Source organism: Mesorhizobium sp. M1338 (genome assembly GCF_040318045.1).
Classification (GTDB): Bacteria; Pseudomonadota; Alphaproteobacteria; order Rhizobiales; family Rhizobiaceae; genus Mesorhizobium.
Genome location: NZ_JAMYLL010000005.1, coordinates 132,728 through 150,633, shown reverse-complemented (window position 1 = coordinate 150,633; position 17,906 = coordinate 132,728). Strand labels below are relative to the sequence as shown.

Sequence of the window (17,906 nt, the reverse complement as noted above, 5' to 3'; positions counted from 1 at the left end):
TTGGCGCGTTCGGCCGCGCTCATTTCGTTGGTCTTGGCGGCAATTGCCGCTGGCCCGGCGGCAGCCGGCGGCGTGCTGGCCGGCTCCTGGGGCAATGATGTCGGCTGTGCCGGCGTCAAGGCCGGTTATCAGGACAGTGACGCTTATATCGTGCTGACCGCCGAAGGCATCGAGACCTATGGCAGCGGCTGCCGGTTCGCGCGGCAATTGACGCCGGTACTGGGCTCGCAATCGCTCAGTTCGACCTGCTCCGCCGAGGGCGAAGCGGAGACGACGATCGAAACAGTCGTGGTCACCAACAAGGGGAAGGATGGTTTCTTCGTCACCATCCCCGGTCTTGAGGAAATGGGGCCGCTGCAATCATGTTCGTGACGTTTTGGGGGTGAGCATGCGTGGTTTTGGTCTGTCTGTTGCGATGGTTCTCGTGCTGGCCGCGGGGCAAGCCTCGGCGGCGGGCATCGATCTGTCCAAGCCCTATGGCAACAAGTCCGGCTGCATCAACAAGAACGGCCAGGAAGTCTATGCGGAAGACATGCTGCTGCTGAACGATACGGAATTCATCACCGCGACCAGCGCCTGCACCTTTACCGATAAGAAGACGCAGGCTGACGGTTCGCTGGTGGTGAAGTCAATGTGCGAGGCAGAAGGCGAGGATGGTCAGTCGCCGATACAGTTCACCATCAAGCGCAGTCCCAAGAACGCCAAGAAGCTGGTGATCGCGGATGAGGATGGCACTGTGTACGGGGAAGTGTCTCGGTGCCGTTGACGCGCAAGTTCCCATCGACTCCGTCGGTTTCAGGCGACGAGCGCATCCAGTTCCGGCAACAGCACGACGCTTTCCTGTTCGTTGGGATCGGTGCGAGCAATGACGGCCGAAGACGGGGCGCCGCTCAGATTGGCCGGCAGATGCGGCACGCCGGCGGGAATGTAGAAAAGGTCGCCAGCCTTGACGACGATATGATGCTCGAGCCGTTCGCCATACCACGTATGGACTTCGCCGGAGAGGACATAGATCGCCGTCTCATGGCTCTCATGCATGTGCGCCTTGGCGCGGGCGCCGGGTGGCAGGGTGAGCAGATGCATGCAGATGCCGGAGGCACCGACGGTTTCGGCGGCGATGCCGGCGAAATAGGTCAATCCCTGCTTGCCTTCATAAGTGCTTTCAGGGCGGATAAGATGACAAGTGGGTTTGGGCGACATCGGGAAACTCCGGGCGTCGATTGAATGCGGACAAGACCAATGGGACAGGGCGAGTGGAAAACAACATCGCGATAAAAGCAATCGGATTCCAGCCGGCGCCGCAGGGACGGGACCAGGCAGGCGGCAGCCGATGACAGGGACCTCGCCAGCCGTCGTCGCGGCAAGCAAACTCGGACTGACCTTCCAGACCAATGACGGGCCGGTGCAGGCGCTGTCCAATGTCGATCTCACCATCGGCAAGGGAGAATTCGTCTCCTTCATCGGGCCTTCTGGCTGCGGCAAGACCACGCTGCTGCGTGTCATCGCCGATCTGGAGAAGCCGACCTCGGGGACGATTTCGGTCAATGGCATGACGCCCGAACAGGCACGCGAGAAACGCGCTTATGGCTATGTCTTCCAGGCAGCGGCGTTGTTTGCCTGGCGCACCATCGAGCGCAATGTCGGGCTGCCGCTGGAGATCATGGGCCTGTCCAAGGCGGAACAGGCGCAGCGCATCAAGCGCACGCTCGACCTCGTCAACCTCTTGGGGTTCGAAAAGAAGTATCCCTGGCAATTGTCGGGCGGCATGCAGCAGCGCGCCTCGATCGCACGCGCGCTGGCCTTCGATGCCGACCTCCTGCTGATGGACGAGCCGTTCGGCGCGCTGGACGAGATCGTGCGCGACCACCTCAATGAGCAATTGCTGGAACTGTGGGGACGGACCAACAAGACCATCTGCTTCGTCACCCACTCCATTCCCGAAGCCGTCTACCTGTCGACGCGCATCGTCGTCATGTCGCCGCGCCCAGGCCGCGTCAGCGATGTGATCGAATCGACGCTGCCGAAAGAACGGCCGCTCGACATCCGCGAGACGCCGGAATTTCTGGCGATCGCGGCGCGGGTGCGCGACGGGCTGCGGGCAGGGCATAGTTATGATGATTGAGGGGATGCCGGACGAGGTTCCTCCTCTCCCCAGCGGGGAGAGGGTGGCCGGAGCGAAGCGGAGGTCGGGTGAGGGGGTGGCCACCCGCGCCTTCGTCATCCTAGGGCGGAGCCAACGCGAAGCGGCGAGCGCAGACCCTAGGATGACGAAGGCGTGGTTGGCCGTTCCCGCTACGCACACCCCTTTGCGGCTGCTCCGCCCTAGGATGACGAACGCGTGGTGGGTCGCTCGCGTTACGCAGAGCGCACGCCTATCTGGCGAGGCCTGCTAATGGACACCTTCCGCGACAAGCTCATTCCCGTGACCTCGATCCTCGCTGGCGTGGTCGTGCTCTGGTATGTCTTCGCCGTCATCCTCAACACGCCGTTCCAGCGCGATCTCGACCGCCGCGCCGGTGAAACACATACCTTGAGCGAGTTCATCGGCAAGACGCTGGCGCAGCCGAAGCCGACACTGCCGGCACCGCATCAGGTGGCGGTGAATTTCTTCGAAAACACCTTCCTGCGGCCCGTCACCTCCAGTCGCAGCCTCGTCTACAATGCCTGGGTGACGCTGTCGTCGACGCTGCTCGGCTTTGCTTTCGGCACGGCGCTCGGCATCATCATCGCTGTCGGCATCGTGCATGTGGCGACGCTCGACCGCAGCCTGATGCCCTGGATCATCGCCTCACAGACTATTCCCATCCTGGCGGTGGCGCCAATGATCATCGTCGTGCTGGCGGCGGTCGGCATCACCGGCCTGATCCCGAAGGCGATGATCTCGACCTATCTGTCGTTCTTCCCGGTGACCGTGGGCATGGTGAAAGGGCTGCGTTCGCCCGAGATCATGCATCTCGATCTGATGCACACCTACAATGCCAGCCTTGCGCAGACCTTCTGGAAATTGCGCGTGCCGGCCTCGGTGCCGTTCCTGTTCACCTCGATGAAGGTGGCGGTGGCGGCGAGCCTGGTCGGCGCCATCGTCGGCGAACTGCCGACCGGTGCGGTCGCCGGCATCGGCGCCAAGCTTCTGGCAGGCGCCTATTACAGCCAGTCCATCGACATCTGGTCGGCGCTGGTCGCCGGTTCGGTGGTGGCGGCACTTCTGGTCATGGTCGTCGGCATCGCCGGACGCATCGTCGACCGCGCCATGGGCGGGAGGCCGGCATGAACTGGCTGAAACCTTCGTGGCAAGCAGTACTGGCCATCGTGCTGTGCCTGTTCGCGGTGGCGCTCGGCGCGATGTCGAGCCCGGAAGCGGCGGCACTTGCCGACCCGACAGCCAGCTTCGACTACCCCTATCTCGGAACCAAGGGCTTGATGCTCGGCCTGGCGGTGCTGGCGGCGCTGATCTCGATGGCCAGGATTCCTCCTCTTGCGGAAGCGGTGGTGCTGTTTGTCGGCGCCCACCTCGTCGCCTGGCTGCTGATATCGGGCATTACAGGTTTCGAGGGCACCGCACTGGCGCCGTACTTCCTGCTGCTCGCGGCCGCATGGCTGCTTGGCTGGCGCTGCGTGGCGGTGCTGTCGTCATTGCGTCCTTTAGCCAGTTGGGCACGGACGGGGTTGCGCCTGATCATCCCGGCCATCTTCGGCGCCTGGATCCTGATCATCTGGGAAACGGTGACGCGAGGCGCGGGCATCCCCTTCATCCTGTTGCCGCCGCCTAGCGCCATCGGCGTGCGCATCGCCGGTTCGCTGCCTGTACTCGGCGCCGATGTCCGCCAGACCATCTTCAAGGCAGTTGTCTTCGGCTATGTCGTGGGCAGCAGCGCCGGCTTCATCGCCGCGGTGCTCGCCGACCGCGTGCCGTTCCTGCGGCGCGGGCTGCTGCCGATCGGCAACATGGTCTCGGCGCTGCCGATCATCGGCGTAGCACCGATCATGGTCATGTGGTTCGGCTTCGACTGGCAGTCCAAGGCGGCGGTGGTCATCATCATGACCTTCTTCCCGATGCTGGTGAACACGGTCGCCGGCCTTACCGCCTCCGGCCATATGGAGCGCGACCTGATGCGCACCTATGCGTCGGGTTACTGGCAGACGCTGCTGAAGCTCAGGCTGCCGGCAGCCGCGCCTTTCATCTTCAACGCGCTGAAGATCAACTCGACGCTGGCGCTGATCGGCGCCATCGTCGCCGAGTTCTTCGGCACGCCTGTCGTCGGCATGGGCTTCCGCATCTCGACCGAGGTCGGGCGGATGAACATCGACATGGTCTGGGCCGAAATCGCAGTTGCAGCACTTGCGGGTTCGGTCTTTTATGGCGTGGTCGCTCTTGTCGAAAGAGCCGTCACGTTTTGGCATCCCTCTGTCCGTGGTGGATAGGGCGGTGGGTTTAAGGGCACTAACTTCAGAGGGTAATAAAATGAAAAGACTGATTATTCCTGTTCTGGCCGGCGCGATGTCGCTTGCCGCTTTCCAGGCAATGGCCGCCGACAAGGTGACGTTGCAGCTGAAATGGGTCACTCAGGCCCAGTTTGCCGGCTACTATGTCGCCAAGGCCAAGGGTTTCTACGAGGCCGAAGGCCTCGACGTCGAGATCAAGCCGGGCGGCCCGGACATCGCGCCCGAGCAGGTGATCGCCGGCGGCGGCGCCGACGTCATCGTCGACTGGATGGGCGGTGCGCTGGCCGCCCGCGAAAAGGGCGTGCCGCTGGTCAACATCGCCCAGCCGTTCAAGAAGGCCGGCATGGAACTTGTCTGCCCGAAGGACGGACCGATCAAGACCGAAGCCGACTTCAAGGGCCACACGCTCGGCGTCTGGTTCTTCGGCAATGAATATCCGTTCTACGCCTGGATGAACAAGCTCGGCCTCAAGACCGACGGCGGCCCGGACGGTGTCACCGTGCTCAAGCAGAGCTTCGACGTGCAGCCGCTGATCCAGAAGCAGGCGGATTGCATCTCGGTCATGACCTACAACGAATACTGGCAGTTGATCGACGCCGGCTACAAGCCGGAGCAGTTGACCGTGTTCAACTACTCGGCGATGGGCAATGATCTGCTCGAGGACGGGCTCTATGCGTCGGAAGACAAGCTCAAGGATCCGGCTTTCGAAGACAAGATGGTGCGTTTCGTGCGCGCCTCGATGAAGGGCTGGAAATACGCCATCGACAACAATGATGAAGCCGCAGGCATCGTCATGGACGCAGGCGGCCAGGACGAGAACCACCAGAAGCGCATGATGAGCGAAGTCGCCAAGCTGGTCGACAATGCCGACGGCAAGCTGGACCCGGCAACCTACGAGCGCACCGCCAAGGCGCTGCTCGACCAGAAGATCATCACCAAGGAGCCGACCGGCGCCTACACCACCGCCATCACCGACAAGGCGGTGAAGTAAGCCTAGTCAGCGACACACCGATCTCGAAAGCGGCGCCTCCGGCAAGAATGTCAGAGGCGCCGTTCCTTTATGGTGTTCATGACGAAGCTGGTCTCGATCGAGGCGACGCATTTCAGCCGCGCGATCTTTTCCTTGATGAAGCGCTCGTACTGTTCGAGGCTTCCCGTCACCACCTTCAGCACATAGTCGCGCGAACCGGTGACGAGGTGGCATTCCAGCACCTCCTCCCAGCCGCGGATCGCGTCCTCGAACATGACGATCTCGTCCTCGTTCTGGCGGCCGAGCCGGATGGTGGCGATGGCGACCATGCTCCAGCCGAAGGCTGAGGGATCGACCAGCGTGGTGTAGCCCCTGATGACGCCGGTTTCCTCCAGCCGCCGCACCCGCCGCAGGCAAGGCGAGGGCGACAAGCCGATCCGTTCGGCAAGCTCGTTGTTGGTGATGCGGGCGTCCGCCTGCAGCTCACGCAGGATCCTGCGGTCGAAATCATCGGCTATCTTCTGCTGCACTTTCGGTCTCTCCAGGCAATTTGTTGCGGGAATGCAGCCATGCGAGCCGAAGAATAGCAAGGACTGGCCGATCGGGATCGCATAAATTGCCGCGACACTCCTCGAGAAAGGCAGGAAAGATCATGACCGCGCCACGCCCGTCGAAAACCCATATCGGCAACCACAAGCTCCATCCGGAGACGCTGATGCTGAGCTATGGCTTCGATCCGCAGCTTTCGGAGGGCGCCGTCAAGCCGCCGGTGTTCCTGACCTCGACCTTCGTGTTCAAGTCGGCGGAGGAGGGACGCGACTTCTTCGACTACACGTCCGGGCGCAAGGAGCCGCCGAGCGGCACGGCGTCCGGCCTGGTCTATTCGCGCTTCAACCATCCCAACAGCGAGATCGTCGAGGACCGGCTGGCGGTCTACGAGGGGACGGATGCCTGCATCCTGTTTTCGTCTGGCATGTCGGCGATCGCCACCACACTGCTCGCCTATGCCCGTCCGGGCGACGTCATCCTGCATTCGCAGCCGCTTTACGGCGGCACGGAGACGCTTCTGACGCGCACGCTTTCCGGTTTCGGCATCGGCGCTGTCGGCTTCGCGGATGGCGTCGACGAGACGGCTGTGCGCGCGGCTAGCGACGCGGCCGTCGCGAAAGGCCGCGTGTCGGTCATCCTGATCGAGACGCCGTCGAATCCGACCAACAGCCTGGTCGATATCGCGCTGATGCGGACGATCGCCGACGAGATCGGCGCGGCCCAAGGGTCGACGCCGATCGTCGTCTGCGACAACACATTGCTCGGCCCGGTTTTCCAGCGGCCGATCGAACACGGCGCCGATGTCTCCGTCTATTCGCTGACCAAATATGTCGGTGGCCACTCCGACCTGATCGCGGGTGCCGCCATGGGCAGCAAGAGGGTCACCAAGCCGATCAAGGCGCTGCGCGGCGCGATCGGCACGCAGCTTGACCCGCATTCCTGCTGGATGCTCGGCCGCTCGTTGGAGACGCTGTCGATCCGCATGGAGCGGGCCAACGACAATGCGCGGCTGGTCGCCGAATTCCTGCGCGATCATGCCAAGGTCGAGAAGGTGCATTATCTGCCGTTCCTGGGCGAGGATACGCCGGCAGGCCTTGTCTACAGGGCACAATGCAGCGGCGCCGGCTCGACTTTCTCCTTCGACATCAGGGGCGGGGAGAAGGCGGCCTTCGCCTTTCTCAACGGGCTGCAGATATTCAAGCTGGCGGTGAGCCTCGGCGGAACGGAATCGCTGGCCAGTCATCCCGCGGCCATGACCCATTCGGGAATTCCGTTCGACGTGCGCCAGCGCATCGGCGTGCTGGAGACCACGGTCAGGCTGTCGATCGGTGTCGAGCACCCCGACGATCTGATCGCCGACCTGACGCAGGCGCTGGCGGCGGTCTGACGGGGTCACCTGCCCTGGAATCCGGGAAGGGCGAGCGATCGGATTCTCTTATCGGCCATCACAAAAGCGTGTGGTGGGATACATTTCGATGCTCAGCCGTTGCGTTACCGCATGCGCGCGCCGGGAGGCGCGACGGATGCGACATCCCAATCGGAGGTTCTTCATGCGCAACCTATCCTTCTTCCCGGCGCTTTCGGCGCTGGCCATTTCGACCGCGTTCCTGTTCGCATCGCCGGCTCTGGCCGCCACGGAAAAGTTCAAGGCGACGCTCGACGGCGGCCAGCAAAACCCGCCCGTCACCACGAAGGGCAAGGGCACGGCCACTTTCACGTTCGACACGGCCAAGAAGAAGCTCAACTGGAACGTCAAATATTCCGGCCTCAGCGGACCAGCAACGGGCGCGCACATTCACGGCCCGGCGGCGATGGGGGCAAACGCCGACCCGGTCATCCCATTCAAAAAGCTCAAGAGCCCGATCAGGGGATCTGAAACGTTGACGGATGCGCAGGCGGCTGACCTGGAGGCAGGCAAATATTACGTCAACATCCATACATCAGCCAACCAGGACGGCGAGATCCGCGGCCAGATCGAAAAGGCGAAGTAGGATTCCGAGAGAAAGGGGCGGGTGACCGCCCCTTTTTCATCAGGCCTTGTCGCGAATCTGGGTCATCGTCTTGGTCGGCGTGATTGCCTCGGGGTCGAGCCTGATTTCGACGATCGCCGGCTTGCCGCTGGCACGGGCACGCTCGAAGGCCGGGGCGAATTCGGCGGTCTTCTCGACGGTTTCGCCGTGACCGCCATAGGCACGGGCCAATGCCGCGAAGTCAGGATTCTTCAAATCAGTAGCGACGACGCGGCCGGGATATTCGCGCTCCTGATGCATGCGGATGGTGCCGTAGATGCCGTTGTTGACGACGACGACGACGATCGGCAGGTCATATTGCACGGCGGTGGCGAATTCCTGCCCGTTCATCAGGAAGCAGCCGTCGCCGGCGAAGGCGACCACGGTGCGGTCCGGAAACAGCTCTTTGGCGGCGACCGCCGCAGGTGTGCCATAGCCCATCGAGCCTGAGGTCGGTGCGCCTTGCGTGGCAAAGCGGCGGAAGCGGTGGAAACGATGCACCCAGGTGGCGTAATTGCCGGCGCCGTTGGTGAGGATGGCGTCGTCGGGCAACATCTTTTCCAGATAGTTCATGATCGGCCCCATCTGGACCGAGCCGGGGCCGCTTTCCGGCGGCGTCGACCAGTCGAGATAGGCGGCATGCAGCTTTGGCGTCTCGGCTGCCCAGGTCGGCGAGGCCGGCTTGCGCTTGGCGAAAGCCTCGACGAAGGCGGAGGGCGAAGCGTTGATCGCCAGTGTTGGCCGGTAGACGCGGCCGAGTTCGCCGGCGTCGGCATGGACATGGACCAGCGCCTGGTCGGGGTAGGGGCTTTTCAGCAGCGTGTAGTCGGACGACGGCATTTCGCCCATGCGGCCACCGATCAGCAGCACCAGATCGGCCTGCTTGATCGCTGTCGCCAGCTTCGGGTTGATGCCGATGCCGACATCGCCGGCATAGTTCGGATGCAGATGATCGAACAGCATCTGGCGGCGGAAGGAGCAGCCGATTGGCAGCGACCACGCCTCGGCGATCGTGCGCATTTGTGCAACCGCCTCGGCATCCCAGCGCGTGCCGCCGAGGATAACGAAAGGCCGCTTGGCCTTGGCCAACAATTTCTCCAGCGCGTCGAGTTCGGCTTCGCCGGCCCGCGTTTCGACCGGCGTGTGCGGCAAGGCGATGGGTGCCTCTACGACGCTTGTCAGCATGTCTTCCGGCAGCGAGATGACGACCGGGCCGGGGCGGCCGGATGTCGCCACCGCGAAGGCGCGGGTGACGAATTCGGGGATGCGCGAGGCGTCGTCGATCTCGACCACCCATTTGGCGATATCGCCAAAAAAGCGCTTATAGTCGACTTCCTGGAAGGCCTCGCGCTCCTTGGCGTGGCTGGCGACCTGGCCGATGAACAGGATGACGGGTATCGAATCCTGCATGGCGATGTGGATGCCGGCCGAGGCGTTGGTGGCGCCGGGGCCGCGGGTGACGAAGCAGATGCCGGGTTTGCCGGTCAGGCGGCCGTGACAATCGGCCATCATGGCAGCACCGCCTTCCTGGCGGCAGACTATGGTGCGGATCGCTGAATCGTGCAGCGCGTCGAGCACCGCCAGATAGGATTCACCCGGCACGCAATAGATGCGGTCGGTGCCGTTGGCTTCGAGCGCATCGACGATCAGTTGTCCGCCGGTCTTCATTGTCCAGACTTCTCCAGTTCGGCAAGGATCTCTTGCGTGTGCTCGCCCAGGCGCGGCGAGGGGCGCTCATAGACCAGCGGCGTGCCCGACATGACCATCGGTGCGCGCACCGACGGCAGAAGGTTGCCGTGGCCATCGTCGAGGTCGAGCCGCATGCCGCGCGCGATTGTCTGCGGATCGGCGAACATCTGGCCGATCGTGTTGATCGGGCTGGCCGGCACGCTCGCCGCTTCCAGCCTTGCCAGCAGCGGATCGCGATCAAAAACCTTCAGCGCCTCGATGATGCGTTCGCGCAGCCTGACCCGGTTGGCGACCCGGGCAGGATTGGTGGCGAAGTCGGGATTTGCAGGTAGATCGTCCAGCCCGACGGCAGCGCAGAATTTGGCGAACTGGCCGTCATTGCCGACCGCCAGGATGATGTGGCCATCCCTGACCGGCACCACTTCGTAAGGGGCGATGTTCATATGCGCATTGCCCATCTGCACCGGTGACTTGCCGGAGACGAGATAATTCAAATTCTGGTTGCCGAGCGCCGAGATCTGGGTGTCGAAAAGCGACATGTCGATATGCTGGCCTTCGCCGGTCCGTTCGGCATGGCGCAGTGCCGCCTGGATGGCGATGACCGAATAAAGGCCGGTGAAGATGTCCGAGATGGCGACGCCGGCTTTTTGCGGCTCGCGGCCGACCTCGCCGGTGATCGACATCATGCCGGCCATGGCCTGGATAATGAAGTCGTAGCCGGCGCGTGGGGCGTAAGGTCCGTCCTGGCCAAAGCCGGTGATCGAGCAATAGACGAGGCGCGGGTTGATCTTGCGTAGGCTGTCATAGTCGAGGCCGTACTTCTTCAGGCCGCCGAGCTTGAAGTTTTCGATCAGCACATCCGAAGTCGCGACCAGCCTGCGCACGGTCTCAGCGCCCTCCGGCGTCGAGAAGTCGATGGCGATGGAGCGCTTGCCGCGATTACAGGAATGGTAGTAAGCGGCCGACAGGTTCTCGCCGTCCTTGCCCATGACGAAGGGCGGGCCCCATTTGCGGGTGTCATCGCCACCATCGGGGCTTTCCACCTTGATGACATCGGCGCCAAGATCGGCAAGCAATTGCCCGGCCCAAGGCCCGGCAAGGATGCGGGCGAGTTCAACGACGCGGACGCCTTTCAGCGGGGGTTCGGCCATAAATCACCGTGGTTGCTGCAATCACCTTGATTGCTGCGAATGCAGAGCCTCTACCAAGCCCTGCAATGGCTGTCACGGCTCTTGCGATAGGCCAATCCCTTCAACCCTTCAGCACGCCGTCGGCCCAAGTCGCAAAATCGTTCATGATGATGTCGCGATTCACCTCGTTCAGGCTTTCGTGGCGGGTGTCGGCGTAAACCTTTGAAACGAGATTCGAAAAACCCATTCCGCGCATGCGATCGGCAAGATGGGTGATCCCTTTGCCGTAGTCCGATGCGGGATCCTTCTCGCCACCGACGATGCCGATGCGGAGATCGCGCCGGATACCGGCAAAGCCGGCATCCCTGCCGCCATTCAGCGCCATGCCGACGACGTCGCGCCACATCGACACCGAGGCATCCCAGCCGCACAGGGGATCGGCGATGTATTTCGCCACTTCCGCTTCGTCGCGCGACAGCCAGTCGAACAATGTGCGGTGGTTGGGCACCGCCTTGCCCCAGGCCTGGAAGGTGAGTTTCGGCAACAGCCGGGACGGAACATCCGAGCCCAGCCGGAACCGTTCCCAGGCAAGGATGCCGAGCGCCAGCTGGCCGAGCAGGCCAGCTGAGAAATTGCCGTTCCAGATCGCGGCGGCATGAACGCGCGACGAGTGGCGCAGCAGGTAGTTCAGCGCCACGGACGCACCCATCGAATGACCAAACAGGATGACCGGCCGGTTCGGCTGTTCGCTGGCGATGACATCGTGAATGGCGTCGACGTCGGCGATCACCTTGGCCGGACCGTCCTTGCCCGCGAACCTGCCGAGCGGGGCATCGGGGGCCTTGGTCGCACCGTGGCCACGATGATCGTGGACATAGACGTGGAAGCCGCGTGCCCCGAGGAAATCGGCGAAGCGGGCATAGCGCGCGGCGTGCTCGGCTAGCCCGTGATTGATCTGGACGACGGCACGTGCCCGGCCATCGGCCTGCCTGACGAAAAGATTGAGGTCGGCCCCGGTCGGCGAGGCAACCACGCGCTGCTGGCTGAATGACATGCCGCTCGGTCTCCAGGCTCTGGCCACCACCGTGGCGCCGGCTTTGTTTGCGCCGGTGCCGGTTGTGCGTCAATCCGCCCTGCCTGCTTTCGCAGACCATGTTTCTTGCGTTTGGCCAGCAAAATATCGCAATTCTGACATGGAGACAGCTTCAGTCTGTCGCCCACTTCTTCAGCCGGGGATTTTCCATGCGCATTGCTGTCGTTTTCGGATTGGCCACGTTGGCGGCGTCGCTGGCCGGGGCGGCGCGTGCCGACGTCAAGATGAGCGGCTCCTTTGTCGCCGACGCGGCCTGTCCGGCGACGCAAGCCATCAAGAACGGCAAGAACCCCGGCAATGTCTCGACTGATGCCGGACAGAGCTACCAGCTGCTTGCCGGCAATAAGGAGGCGCCGACGCATTATCTGATCCTGGTGCCGGGCGCCGATCCGGAGCGCCGCTGGGTGAAGGTCACCTGCGGCCATGTCTCCGGGAGCAGCGCGGTGACGGTGCCGGCCGCACCGGGTGGGCAAGGCAAGCCGGCGGCATCGGGAAAACCCGAATACGTGTTCGCGCTGAGCTGGCAGCCGGCCTTTTGCGAAACCAAGTCGAACAAGACCGAATGCAAGGCGCAGAGTGCCAACGACTTCGACGCGACGCATTTCACCTTGCACGGCCTGTGGCCGCAGCCGAACGGCAATTTCTATTGCCAGGCGACGGCGGGCGATAAGGCCAACGACAATCCGGCTCACTGGAAGGACCTGCCGCCGGTCAATCTGGACGCGGGCACACGCACGGAACTCGACAAGGTGATGCCGGGGACAGCTTCGAAGCTCGAACGGCATGAGTGGATCAAGCACGGCACCTGCTACGGCAAGAGCCAGCAGGAATACTTCTCCGACGCGCTTAGTCTGATGCGGGCGGTGAACGGCTCGCCGGTCCGCGATCTCTTTGCCAAGAACATCGGCGGCAAGCTGACGGCGGACCAGATCCGCGGCGCCTTCGACACTGCCTTCGGCGCGGGAGCAGGGGACCGCGTGCGCGTGTCCTGCGTCATCGATCCGTCGAGCGGCCGGCGGCTGATCGGCGAGTTGACACTCGGCCTTGCTGGCTCGATCGGTCCCAACAGCTCGCTGAAGGATCTGCTGCTGGCTTCGGTGCCGACCAACAAGGCCGGCTGCCCGACCGGCACGGTCGATGCGATTGGGTTCCAGTAAGCGCGGGCTCCGGGCGGTACCGGCAGCGCGCACTTGTCCACGTGACCGGCCAGATATGGCAAAAGCGATTGCCGTTCGCCGCCGCATCGCCTACATAGCGGCCAACCTCCACTCAATTCGACAAATCCAGTCAGTTTTCTGGATCAGTCAGTTTTTCAGGGAAAGCGCGCGTGGCACGCCAGTTCATCTATCACATGGCCGGCCTCAACAAGGCCTACGGCACCAAGAAGGTGCTCGAGAACATCCATCTGTCCTTCTATCCGGACGCCAAGATCGGCATCCTCGGCCCCAACGGGTCGGGCAAGTCGACGATCCTCAAGATCATGGCTGGGCTCGACAAAGAGTGGAACGGCGAAGCCTGGCTGGCTGAAGGCGCCACCGTCGGCTACCTGGCGCAGGAGCCGGCGCTCGATCCGAGCAAGACCGTGTTCGAAAACATCATGGAAGGCGTCGCCGCCAAGACCGCCATCATCGAGCGCTACAACGAATTGATGATGAACTATTCCGACGAGACGGCCGACGAGTCGGCCAAGCTCCAGGACGAGATGGACCGGCTCAACCTGTGGGATCTCGAACAGCAGGTCGAGATGGCGATGGAAGCGCTGGGCTGCCCGCCCAAGGATTCGGAAGTCACCAAGCTTTCGGGCGGCGAGCGCCGCCGGGTAGCGCTTTGCCAGCTCTTGCTGCGCCAGCCCGACCTTCTGCTGCTCGACGAACCGACTAACCATCTCGACGCCGAAACCACGGCGTGGCTGGAAAAGCACCTGCGTGCCTATCCGGGCGCCGTGATGATCATCACCCACGATCGCTACTTCCTCGACAATGTCACCGGCTGGATCCTCGAACTCGACCGTGGTCGCGGCATTCCCTATGAGGGCAACTACACCAAGTACCTCGAAGCCAAGGCCAAGCGCCTCAAGCAGGAAGGCCGCGAGGATGATGCCCGCCAGCGCGCCATCGGCCGCGAGCGCGAGTGGATCCAGTCGAGCCCGAAGGCGCGTCAGACCAAGTCCAAGGCGCGTATCCAGGCGTTCCAGGATCTGCTGGATGCAGCCGACAAGCGGCGTCCAAGCGATACGCAGATCGTCATTCCGCATGGCGAGCGGCTCGGCAATGTGGTGATCGAGGCGGAGGGCCTGTCGAAGGGCTTTGGCGACACGCTCTTGATCGACGGCCTGGAATTCAAGCTGCCGCCCGGCGGCATCGTCGGCGTCATCGGCCCGAACGGCGCCGGCAAGACGACGCTGTTCCGTATGATCACCGGCCAGGAAAAGCCGGACGCGGGCTCCGTGCGCGTCGGCGAGACGGTCAAGCTCGGCTATGTCGACCAGAGCCGCGATGCGCTCGATCCGTCAAAGACCGTGTGGGAAGAGATTTCCGGCGGCGCCGAAGTGGTCAAGCTTGGCAAGTTCGAGGCCAACACGCGTGCTTATTGCGCGTCGTTCAACTTCCGTGGCGGCGACCAGCAGCAGAAGGTCGGCAATCTGTCCGGCGGCCAGCGCAACCGCGTGCACTTGGCCAAGATGCTGAAGACCGGCGGCAACGTGCTGCTGCTCGACGAACCGACCAACGATCTCGATACGGAAACGCTGGCGGCACTCGAAGACGCGCTGGAAAACTTCGGCGGCTGCGCGGTCATCATCTCGCACGATCGCATGTTCCTCGACCGCCTGGCGACGCACATCCTCGCCTTCGAGGGGGACAGCCATGTCGAATGGTTCGAGGGCAATTTCGAGGATTACGAGCAGGACAAGATCCGCCGGCTTGGGCCCGATGCCGTAAACCCGCACCGCATGACCTACAAGAGGCTGACGCGGTAGAGGAACAGTTCCGTTGCGGGAGATCGTCGTTTGACCTAAATTGGGTTGACGGAGCTTTCCATGATCACAGTCAAACTGCCGCAAAAGACCGAAAAGCTGCTGGCCGACATGGCCGAGGCCAGTGGCCGTACGACCGATCAGGTCGCCGTCGACGCGATTCTCGAGGCCATCGAGGATTGGCAGGACTCCAGGATTGCCGAGGAACGGGTCAGGAATGACGACGGCGTTCGTATCCCGCTGGAGGAGATGATCCGCCAGCTCGAACTTCGTGAAAGCGACGAGCGTAGCAAGAAGCCTGCCGCTGAATGACTTGGCGTGTCGAGTTCACGCCGCGCGCTAAAAAGGATATTGAACGGCTTTCGACGAAGGACCAGCGCCGTGTCCTCGAATTCCTCGCCGGGCGAGTTTCGGCGCATCCCGATCCAAGAGTTCTTGCCAAACGCCTGACCGCAACCAAAGAAGAAGCTTGGCGGTTTCGCGTCGGCGACCACCGGATCATCGTCCAGTTCTGGGATAGCCGCCTTGTCGTCCTGGTCGTGGAAATAGGCAACCGTCGCGAGGTCTATCGATGAACAGCAGCGCTGTTTCGCAAAAGCCCGATTGGTCCGCCGCCCAATATCTGAAATTCGAGGACGAGCGCACGCGGCCGGCGCGTGATCTCGTGGCACAGGTGCCGGTGGATTTCCCGCGCCGGGTGGTCGATATCGGCTGCGGGCCGGGCAATTCGACCGAGCTGCTGGTCGAGCGCTGGCCGGATGCGCGGGTGAGCGGCTTCGACACGTCGCCCGACATGATCGAGAAGGCGAGGGCGCGTCTGCCCGAGGTCACCTTTGATCTGGCCGATGCATCGAAGTGGCAGCCGGCTGAGCCGGTCGACGTGATCTTCGCCAATGCGGTGTTCCAGTGGCTGCCCGAGCATCCCGCGGTGTTCCAGCGGCTGATGGGCTTCCTGGCGCCGGGCGGCGCCTTGACCGTCCAGATGCCCGACAATATGGGCGAGGACTCGCACCGCCTGATGCGGGAAACCGCCGCCGAAATGCCGTTTGCCGCCAAGATGAAGGGCGCGGTGCGCGCGCCCTTGCCGCCGGTGTCGTTCTATTATGACCTTCTGTCGCCGCTCAGCGATCGGCTGGACATCTGGCACACGATCTACAACCACCCGCTTGCCGACGCCGAAGCGATCGTCGAATGGGTGAAATCGACCGGCTTGAAGCCCTTTGTCGACCCGCTCGATGCGGACGAGAAGACGCTGTTCCTCGACAGCTATACGGCCAAGATCGCCAAGGCCTATCCGAAGACGGCGAGCGGCAAGGTGCTCTTGCGCTTTCCGCGCATCTTCATCGTCGCCAAGCGGGCCTGATTATCCACGTTGCACGACGCTCAATGCCGCCGCTTGACGGGGTTTCGCCGCCATGCGCATTTCATCCCGATGGGATGAAATGCCCGTGTGGCAGGTTGGGCCCGCGTGGCGGGGGTGATGACACCGAAAAAGATGCTCTTCGGCGGCGGCGTGTGCGCGGCGGCACTTCTGGCGTTCTCGATCTCGGCCGAGGCCAAGCGGGCGCGCTGCTTCACCAGCGATGACGGCTATTTTCCGTGCAGCTATCGCGCGATCGATGATGCCGGCAGCTTCCGCATCTCGGCGCCGGGCTATCCGACCTATGTCCTGGAGATCGACGAGCCGGGCTTTGCCTATGGCTATGTCAATCTCGGCCGCCGCAATGTGCCGCTGCCGGGGCAGTTCGTGCGCAGCCGCGACGACGGTGCCTGCTGGAACAACCCACAGACCAGCACCAAGCTGTGCGCCTGGTGAGTCCGGCTTAAGCCGGCGTAAACCGCCGCGGTGAGAAAACTGTTGCGCCGGAGCGTTCCGGCGCCCACATGGAGCCCGCAACGCCTGCGGATGGGACGGACTGGATATATGCATCGCGTCATCATCAGCGGCATCGGCGTAGAAATCCCTGAAGCCAAGATCACCAATGAAGAACTGGTCGCCAGCTTCAATGCCTGGGTCGACATGGAGAATGCGCGCCGTCTGGGCACCGGCGAGCCGCTGCTGCCGAAATCGGACAGCGACTTCATCGTTCACGCCTCGGGCGTGCGCACCCGGCATGTCATCGAGCGCGAGGGCATTCTCGATCCGACCCGGATGGCGCCACGCATTCCGGCACGGCCCGACGATGCGCTGTCGCTCGAAGCCGAGTTCGGTATCGCCTCGGCCAAGAAGGCTCTCGACCATGCTGGCCTAGAACCATCCGACATTGACCTGGTGATCTGCTCGGCCTCGCATCACCAGCGGCCCTATCCGGCGATCGCCGTCGAAATGCAGGAGGCGCTGGGCACCAAGGGTGCCGGGTTCGACATGGGGCTTGGCTGTTCGTCCGCTGCGGCGGCCCTTCACATGGCGGTGAATTTGGTGCGCTCGGGCGCGCACAAGCGCATTCTGGTGACGACGCCGGAAATTATCACCGGTCATCTCAATTTCCGCGACCGGCAGACGCATTTCATCTTCGGCGACGCCTCGGTGTCAATGGTGGTCGAAGGGCTGGCGCAGGGCGACAAGCGGCCGGGGCGCTTCGAGGTGCTCGACACGCGCATCTGGACGCAGATGTCGAACAACATCCGCACCAATCTGGGCTACCACACCCGCACCGCCCAGGACGATCCCTACATGATCAACCTGGAAGGCAATCTGATCAAGCAGGTCGGCAACAAGGTGTTCAAGGAAGTCACCGTCGCCGGGCAGAAGTTCATCGTGGAATTCCTCGCCGAGCATGGGCTGACGCCACAGGCGGTCAGGCGCTTCTGGCTGCATCAGGCCAATGCGCGGATGAACGCCATGATCCTGAAACTGTCATTCGGCCACGAGGTCGATCACGACCGCGCGCCGATGGTGCTTGAACGGCTGGGCAACACGGCGGGCGCCGGCGCCATCGTGGCGCTGTCGGAGAACCATGCCGACATGAAACCCGGCGATTTCGGCCTGATCTGCGCCTTTGGCGCGGGGTATTCGATTGGCGGCGCGCTGCTGAGGATGCTTTGAGCT

At 63.1% G+C, this 17,906-nt stretch carries 20 protein-coding genes; 15 read left to right on the top strand and 5 right to left on the bottom strand.

Annotated features, from left to right (window positions below):
* Both NKH19_RS07715 and NKH19_RS07710 read left to right on the top strand, forming a co-directional pair.
* Entirely contained in the window at positions 1–372 is a 372-nt protein-coding gene (locus NKH19_RS07715) for a hypothetical protein (protein WP_352865460.1), read from the top strand.
* A 16-nt stretch (positions 373–388) separates the two neighbouring features.
* Complete coding sequence (locus NKH19_RS07710; protein ID WP_352865458.1) at positions 389–766, top strand: hypothetical protein; 378 nt, start codon at positions 389–391, stop codon at positions 764–766.
* A gap of 29 nt (positions 767–795) precedes the next feature.
* On the opposite strand, the gene NKH19_RS07705 is transcribed toward NKH19_RS07710, so the two are convergent.
* Positions 796–1,200, bottom strand: a complete 405-nt coding sequence (locus NKH19_RS07705) for a cupin domain-containing protein (RefSeq protein ID WP_352865457.1) — start codon at positions 1,198–1,200, stop codon at positions 796–798.
* Positions 1,201–1,330: 130 nt separating this feature from the next.
* Here NKH19_RS07705 and NKH19_RS07700 point away from each other — a divergent pair, with 130 nt between their 5' ends.
* The 4 genes from NKH19_RS07700 (at position 1,331) to NKH19_RS07685 (ending at position 5,434) form a co-directional block, all read left to right on the top strand.
* On the top strand, positions 1,331–2,122 hold the full coding sequence (locus tag NKH19_RS07700) for an ABC transporter ATP-binding protein (RefSeq protein ID WP_352865454.1): 792 nt from the start codon (positions 1,331–1,333) through the stop codon (positions 2,120–2,122).
* Positions 2,123–2,392: 270 nt separating this feature from the next.
* Positions 2,393–3,271 (top strand): ABC transporter permease, encoded by an 879-nt coding sequence (locus tag NKH19_RS07695; RefSeq protein ID WP_352865452.1) that lies wholly within the window; start codon positions 2,393–2,395, stop codon positions 3,269–3,271.
* The gene (locus NKH19_RS07690; RefSeq protein ID WP_352865450.1) at positions 3,268–4,422 is read left to right on the top strand and encodes an ABC transporter permease; all 1,155 of its coding nucleotides are present in this window, start codon (positions 3,268–3,270) and stop codon (positions 4,420–4,422) included. Before NKH19_RS07695 ends, NKH19_RS07690 begins: the two co-directional genes overlap by 4 nt.
* A 40-nt stretch (positions 4,423–4,462) precedes the next feature.
* A complete protein-coding gene (locus NKH19_RS07685) occupies positions 4,463–5,434 on the top strand; it encodes an ABC transporter substrate-binding protein (protein ID WP_352865448.1) in 972 nt (323 codons plus the stop codon).
* A 50-nt stretch (positions 5,435–5,484) separates the two neighbouring features.
* Here the strand turns inward: NKH19_RS07685 and NKH19_RS07680 are convergent, their stop codons facing one another.
* Positions 5,485–5,943 carry an Lrp/AsnC family transcriptional regulator gene (locus tag NKH19_RS07680; protein ID WP_352865446.1) on the bottom strand — a complete coding sequence of 153 codons (459 nt, stop codon included), beginning with the start codon at positions 5,941–5,943 and terminating at the stop codon, positions 5,485–5,487.
* Positions 5,944–6,065: 122 nt separating this feature from the next.
* Here NKH19_RS07680 and NKH19_RS07675 point away from each other — a divergent pair, with 122 nt between their 5' ends.
* Together NKH19_RS07675 and NKH19_RS07670 are read left to right on the top strand one after the other, a co-directional pair.
* Positions 6,066–7,349, top strand: coding sequence for a cystathionine gamma-synthase family protein (locus tag NKH19_RS07675; RefSeq protein WP_352865444.1), 1,284 nt, complete (start codon positions 6,066–6,068; stop codon positions 7,347–7,349).
* Positions 7,350–7,512: 163 nt separating this feature from the next.
* Positions 7,513–7,953, top strand: coding sequence for a CHRD domain-containing protein (locus NKH19_RS07670; RefSeq protein ID WP_352865441.1), 441 nt, complete (start codon positions 7,513–7,515; stop codon positions 7,951–7,953).
* A gap of 39 nt (positions 7,954–7,992) precedes the next feature.
* Here NKH19_RS07670 and NKH19_RS07665 read toward each other — a convergent pair whose 3' ends face one another.
* The 3 genes from NKH19_RS07665 to NKH19_RS07655 all read right to left on the bottom strand — a co-directional run bounded on the left by NKH19_RS07665 (position 7,993) and on the right by NKH19_RS07655 (position 11,844).
* Positions 7,993–9,639, bottom strand: a complete 1,647-nt coding sequence (locus NKH19_RS07665; protein ID WP_352865439.1) for a thiamine pyrophosphate-binding protein — start codon at positions 9,637–9,639, stop codon at positions 7,993–7,995.
* Positions 9,636–10,811, bottom strand: coding sequence for a CaiB/BaiF CoA transferase family protein (locus tag NKH19_RS07660; protein ID WP_352865436.1), 1,176 nt, complete (start codon positions 10,809–10,811; stop codon positions 9,636–9,638). The genes NKH19_RS07665 and NKH19_RS07660 overlap by 4 nt, the downstream gene beginning before the upstream one ends.
* 100 nt (positions 10,812–10,911) lie before the next feature.
* Positions 10,912–11,844: an alpha/beta fold hydrolase gene (locus NKH19_RS07655; protein WP_352865433.1), complete on the bottom strand. Its 933-nt coding sequence runs from the start codon at positions 11,842–11,844 to the stop codon at positions 10,912–10,914.
* 188 nt (positions 11,845–12,032) lie between these two features.
* Here NKH19_RS07655 and NKH19_RS07650 point away from each other — a divergent pair, with 188 nt between their 5' ends.
* The 7 genes from NKH19_RS07650 to NKH19_RS07620 all read left to right on the top strand — a co-directional run bounded on the left by NKH19_RS07650 (position 12,033) and on the right by NKH19_RS07620 (position 17,903).
* Positions 12,033–13,040, top strand: a complete 1,008-nt coding sequence (locus NKH19_RS07650) for a ribonuclease T2 family protein (protein WP_352865430.1) — start codon at positions 12,033–12,035, stop codon at positions 13,038–13,040.
* Between the two features lie 170 nt (positions 13,041–13,210).
* Positions 13,211–14,860 carry an energy-dependent translational throttle protein EttA gene (gene ettA, locus NKH19_RS07645; RefSeq protein WP_352865427.1) on the top strand — a complete coding sequence of 550 codons (1,650 nt, stop codon included), beginning with the start codon at positions 13,211–13,213 and terminating at the stop codon, positions 14,858–14,860.
* Positions 14,861–14,920: 60 nt separating this feature from the next.
* On the top strand, positions 14,921–15,169 hold the full coding sequence (locus NKH19_RS07640) for a DUF6290 family protein (RefSeq protein WP_352865424.1): 249 nt from the start codon (positions 14,921–14,923) through the stop codon (positions 15,167–15,169).
* Positions 15,166–15,432, top strand: a complete 267-nt coding sequence (locus NKH19_RS07635) for a type II toxin-antitoxin system RelE family toxin (RefSeq protein WP_352865421.1) — start codon at positions 15,166–15,168, stop codon at positions 15,430–15,432. Before NKH19_RS07640 ends, NKH19_RS07635 begins: the two co-directional genes overlap by 4 nt.
* Positions 15,429–16,220, top strand: coding sequence for a trans-aconitate 2-methyltransferase (gene tam / locus NKH19_RS07630; protein WP_352865418.1), 792 nt, complete (start codon positions 15,429–15,431; stop codon positions 16,218–16,220). Before NKH19_RS07635 ends, tam begins: the two co-directional genes overlap by 4 nt.
* A gap of 117 nt (positions 16,221–16,337) precedes the next feature.
* A complete protein-coding gene (locus NKH19_RS07625; RefSeq protein ID WP_352865415.1) occupies positions 16,338–16,673 on the top strand; it encodes a hypothetical protein in 336 nt (111 codons plus the stop codon).
* Positions 16,674–16,781: 108 nt separating this feature from the next.
* Entirely contained in the window at positions 16,782–17,903 is a 1,122-nt protein-coding gene (locus tag NKH19_RS07620; RefSeq protein ID WP_352865412.1) for a beta-ketoacyl-ACP synthase III, read from the top strand.
* Positions 17,904–17,906 lie beyond the last annotated feature (3 nt).

Bases quoted from the DNA above. Each gene is read 5' to 3' on its own strand.
- NKH19_RS07655 (WP_352865433.1), bottom strand. From the start codon at position 11,844: ATGTCATTCAGCCAGCAGCGCGTGGTTGCCTCGCCGACCGGGGCCGAC.
- NKH19_RS07620 (WP_352865412.1), top strand. From the start codon at position 16,782: ATGCATCGCGTCATCATCAGCGGCATCGGCGTAGAAATCCCTGAAGCC.
- NKH19_RS07660 (WP_352865436.1), bottom strand. From the start codon at position 10,811: ATGGCCGAACCCCCGCTGAAAGGCGTCCGCGTCGTTGAACTCGCCCGC.
- NKH19_RS07650 (WP_352865430.1), top strand. From the start codon at position 12,033: ATGCGCATTGCTGTCGTTTTCGGATTGGCCACGTTGGCGGCGTCGCTG.
- NKH19_RS07640 (WP_352865424.1), top strand. From the start codon at position 14,921: ATGATCACAGTCAAACTGCCGCAAAAGACCGAAAAGCTGCTGGCCGAC.
- NKH19_RS07665 (WP_352865439.1), bottom strand. From the start codon at position 9,639: ATGAAGACCGGCGGACAACTGATCGTCGATGCGCTCGAAGCCAACGGC.
- NKH19_RS07695 (WP_352865452.1), top strand. From the start codon at position 2,393: ATGGACACCTTCCGCGACAAGCTCATTCCCGTGACCTCGATCCTCGCT.
- NKH19_RS07675 (WP_352865444.1), top strand. From the start codon at position 6,066: ATGACCGCGCCACGCCCGTCGAAAACCCATATCGGCAACCACAAGCTC.
- NKH19_RS07685 (WP_352865448.1), top strand. From the start codon at position 4,463: ATGAAAAGACTGATTATTCCTGTTCTGGCCGGCGCGATGTCGCTTGCC.
- NKH19_RS07625 (WP_352865415.1), top strand. From the start codon at position 16,338: ATGACACCGAAAAAGATGCTCTTCGGCGGCGGCGTGTGCGCGGCGGCA.
- tam (WP_352865418.1), top strand. From the start codon at position 15,429: ATGAACAGCAGCGCTGTTTCGCAAAAGCCCGATTGGTCCGCCGCCCAA.
- NKH19_RS07705 (WP_352865457.1), bottom strand. From the start codon at position 1,200: ATGTCGCCCAAACCCACTTGTCATCTTATCCGCCCTGAAAGCACTTAT.
- NKH19_RS07670 (WP_352865441.1), top strand. From the start codon at position 7,513: ATGCGCAACCTATCCTTCTTCCCGGCGCTTTCGGCGCTGGCCATTTCG.
- NKH19_RS07690 (WP_352865450.1), top strand. From the start codon at position 3,268: ATGAACTGGCTGAAACCTTCGTGGCAAGCAGTACTGGCCATCGTGCTG.
- NKH19_RS07710 (WP_352865458.1), top strand. From the start codon at position 389: ATGCGTGGTTTTGGTCTGTCTGTTGCGATGGTTCTCGTGCTGGCCGCG.
- NKH19_RS07700 (WP_352865454.1), top strand. From the start codon at position 1,331: ATGACAGGGACCTCGCCAGCCGTCGTCGCGGCAAGCAAACTCGGACTG.
- NKH19_RS07635 (WP_352865421.1), top strand. From the start codon at position 15,166: ATGACTTGGCGTGTCGAGTTCACGCCGCGCGCTAAAAAGGATATTGAA.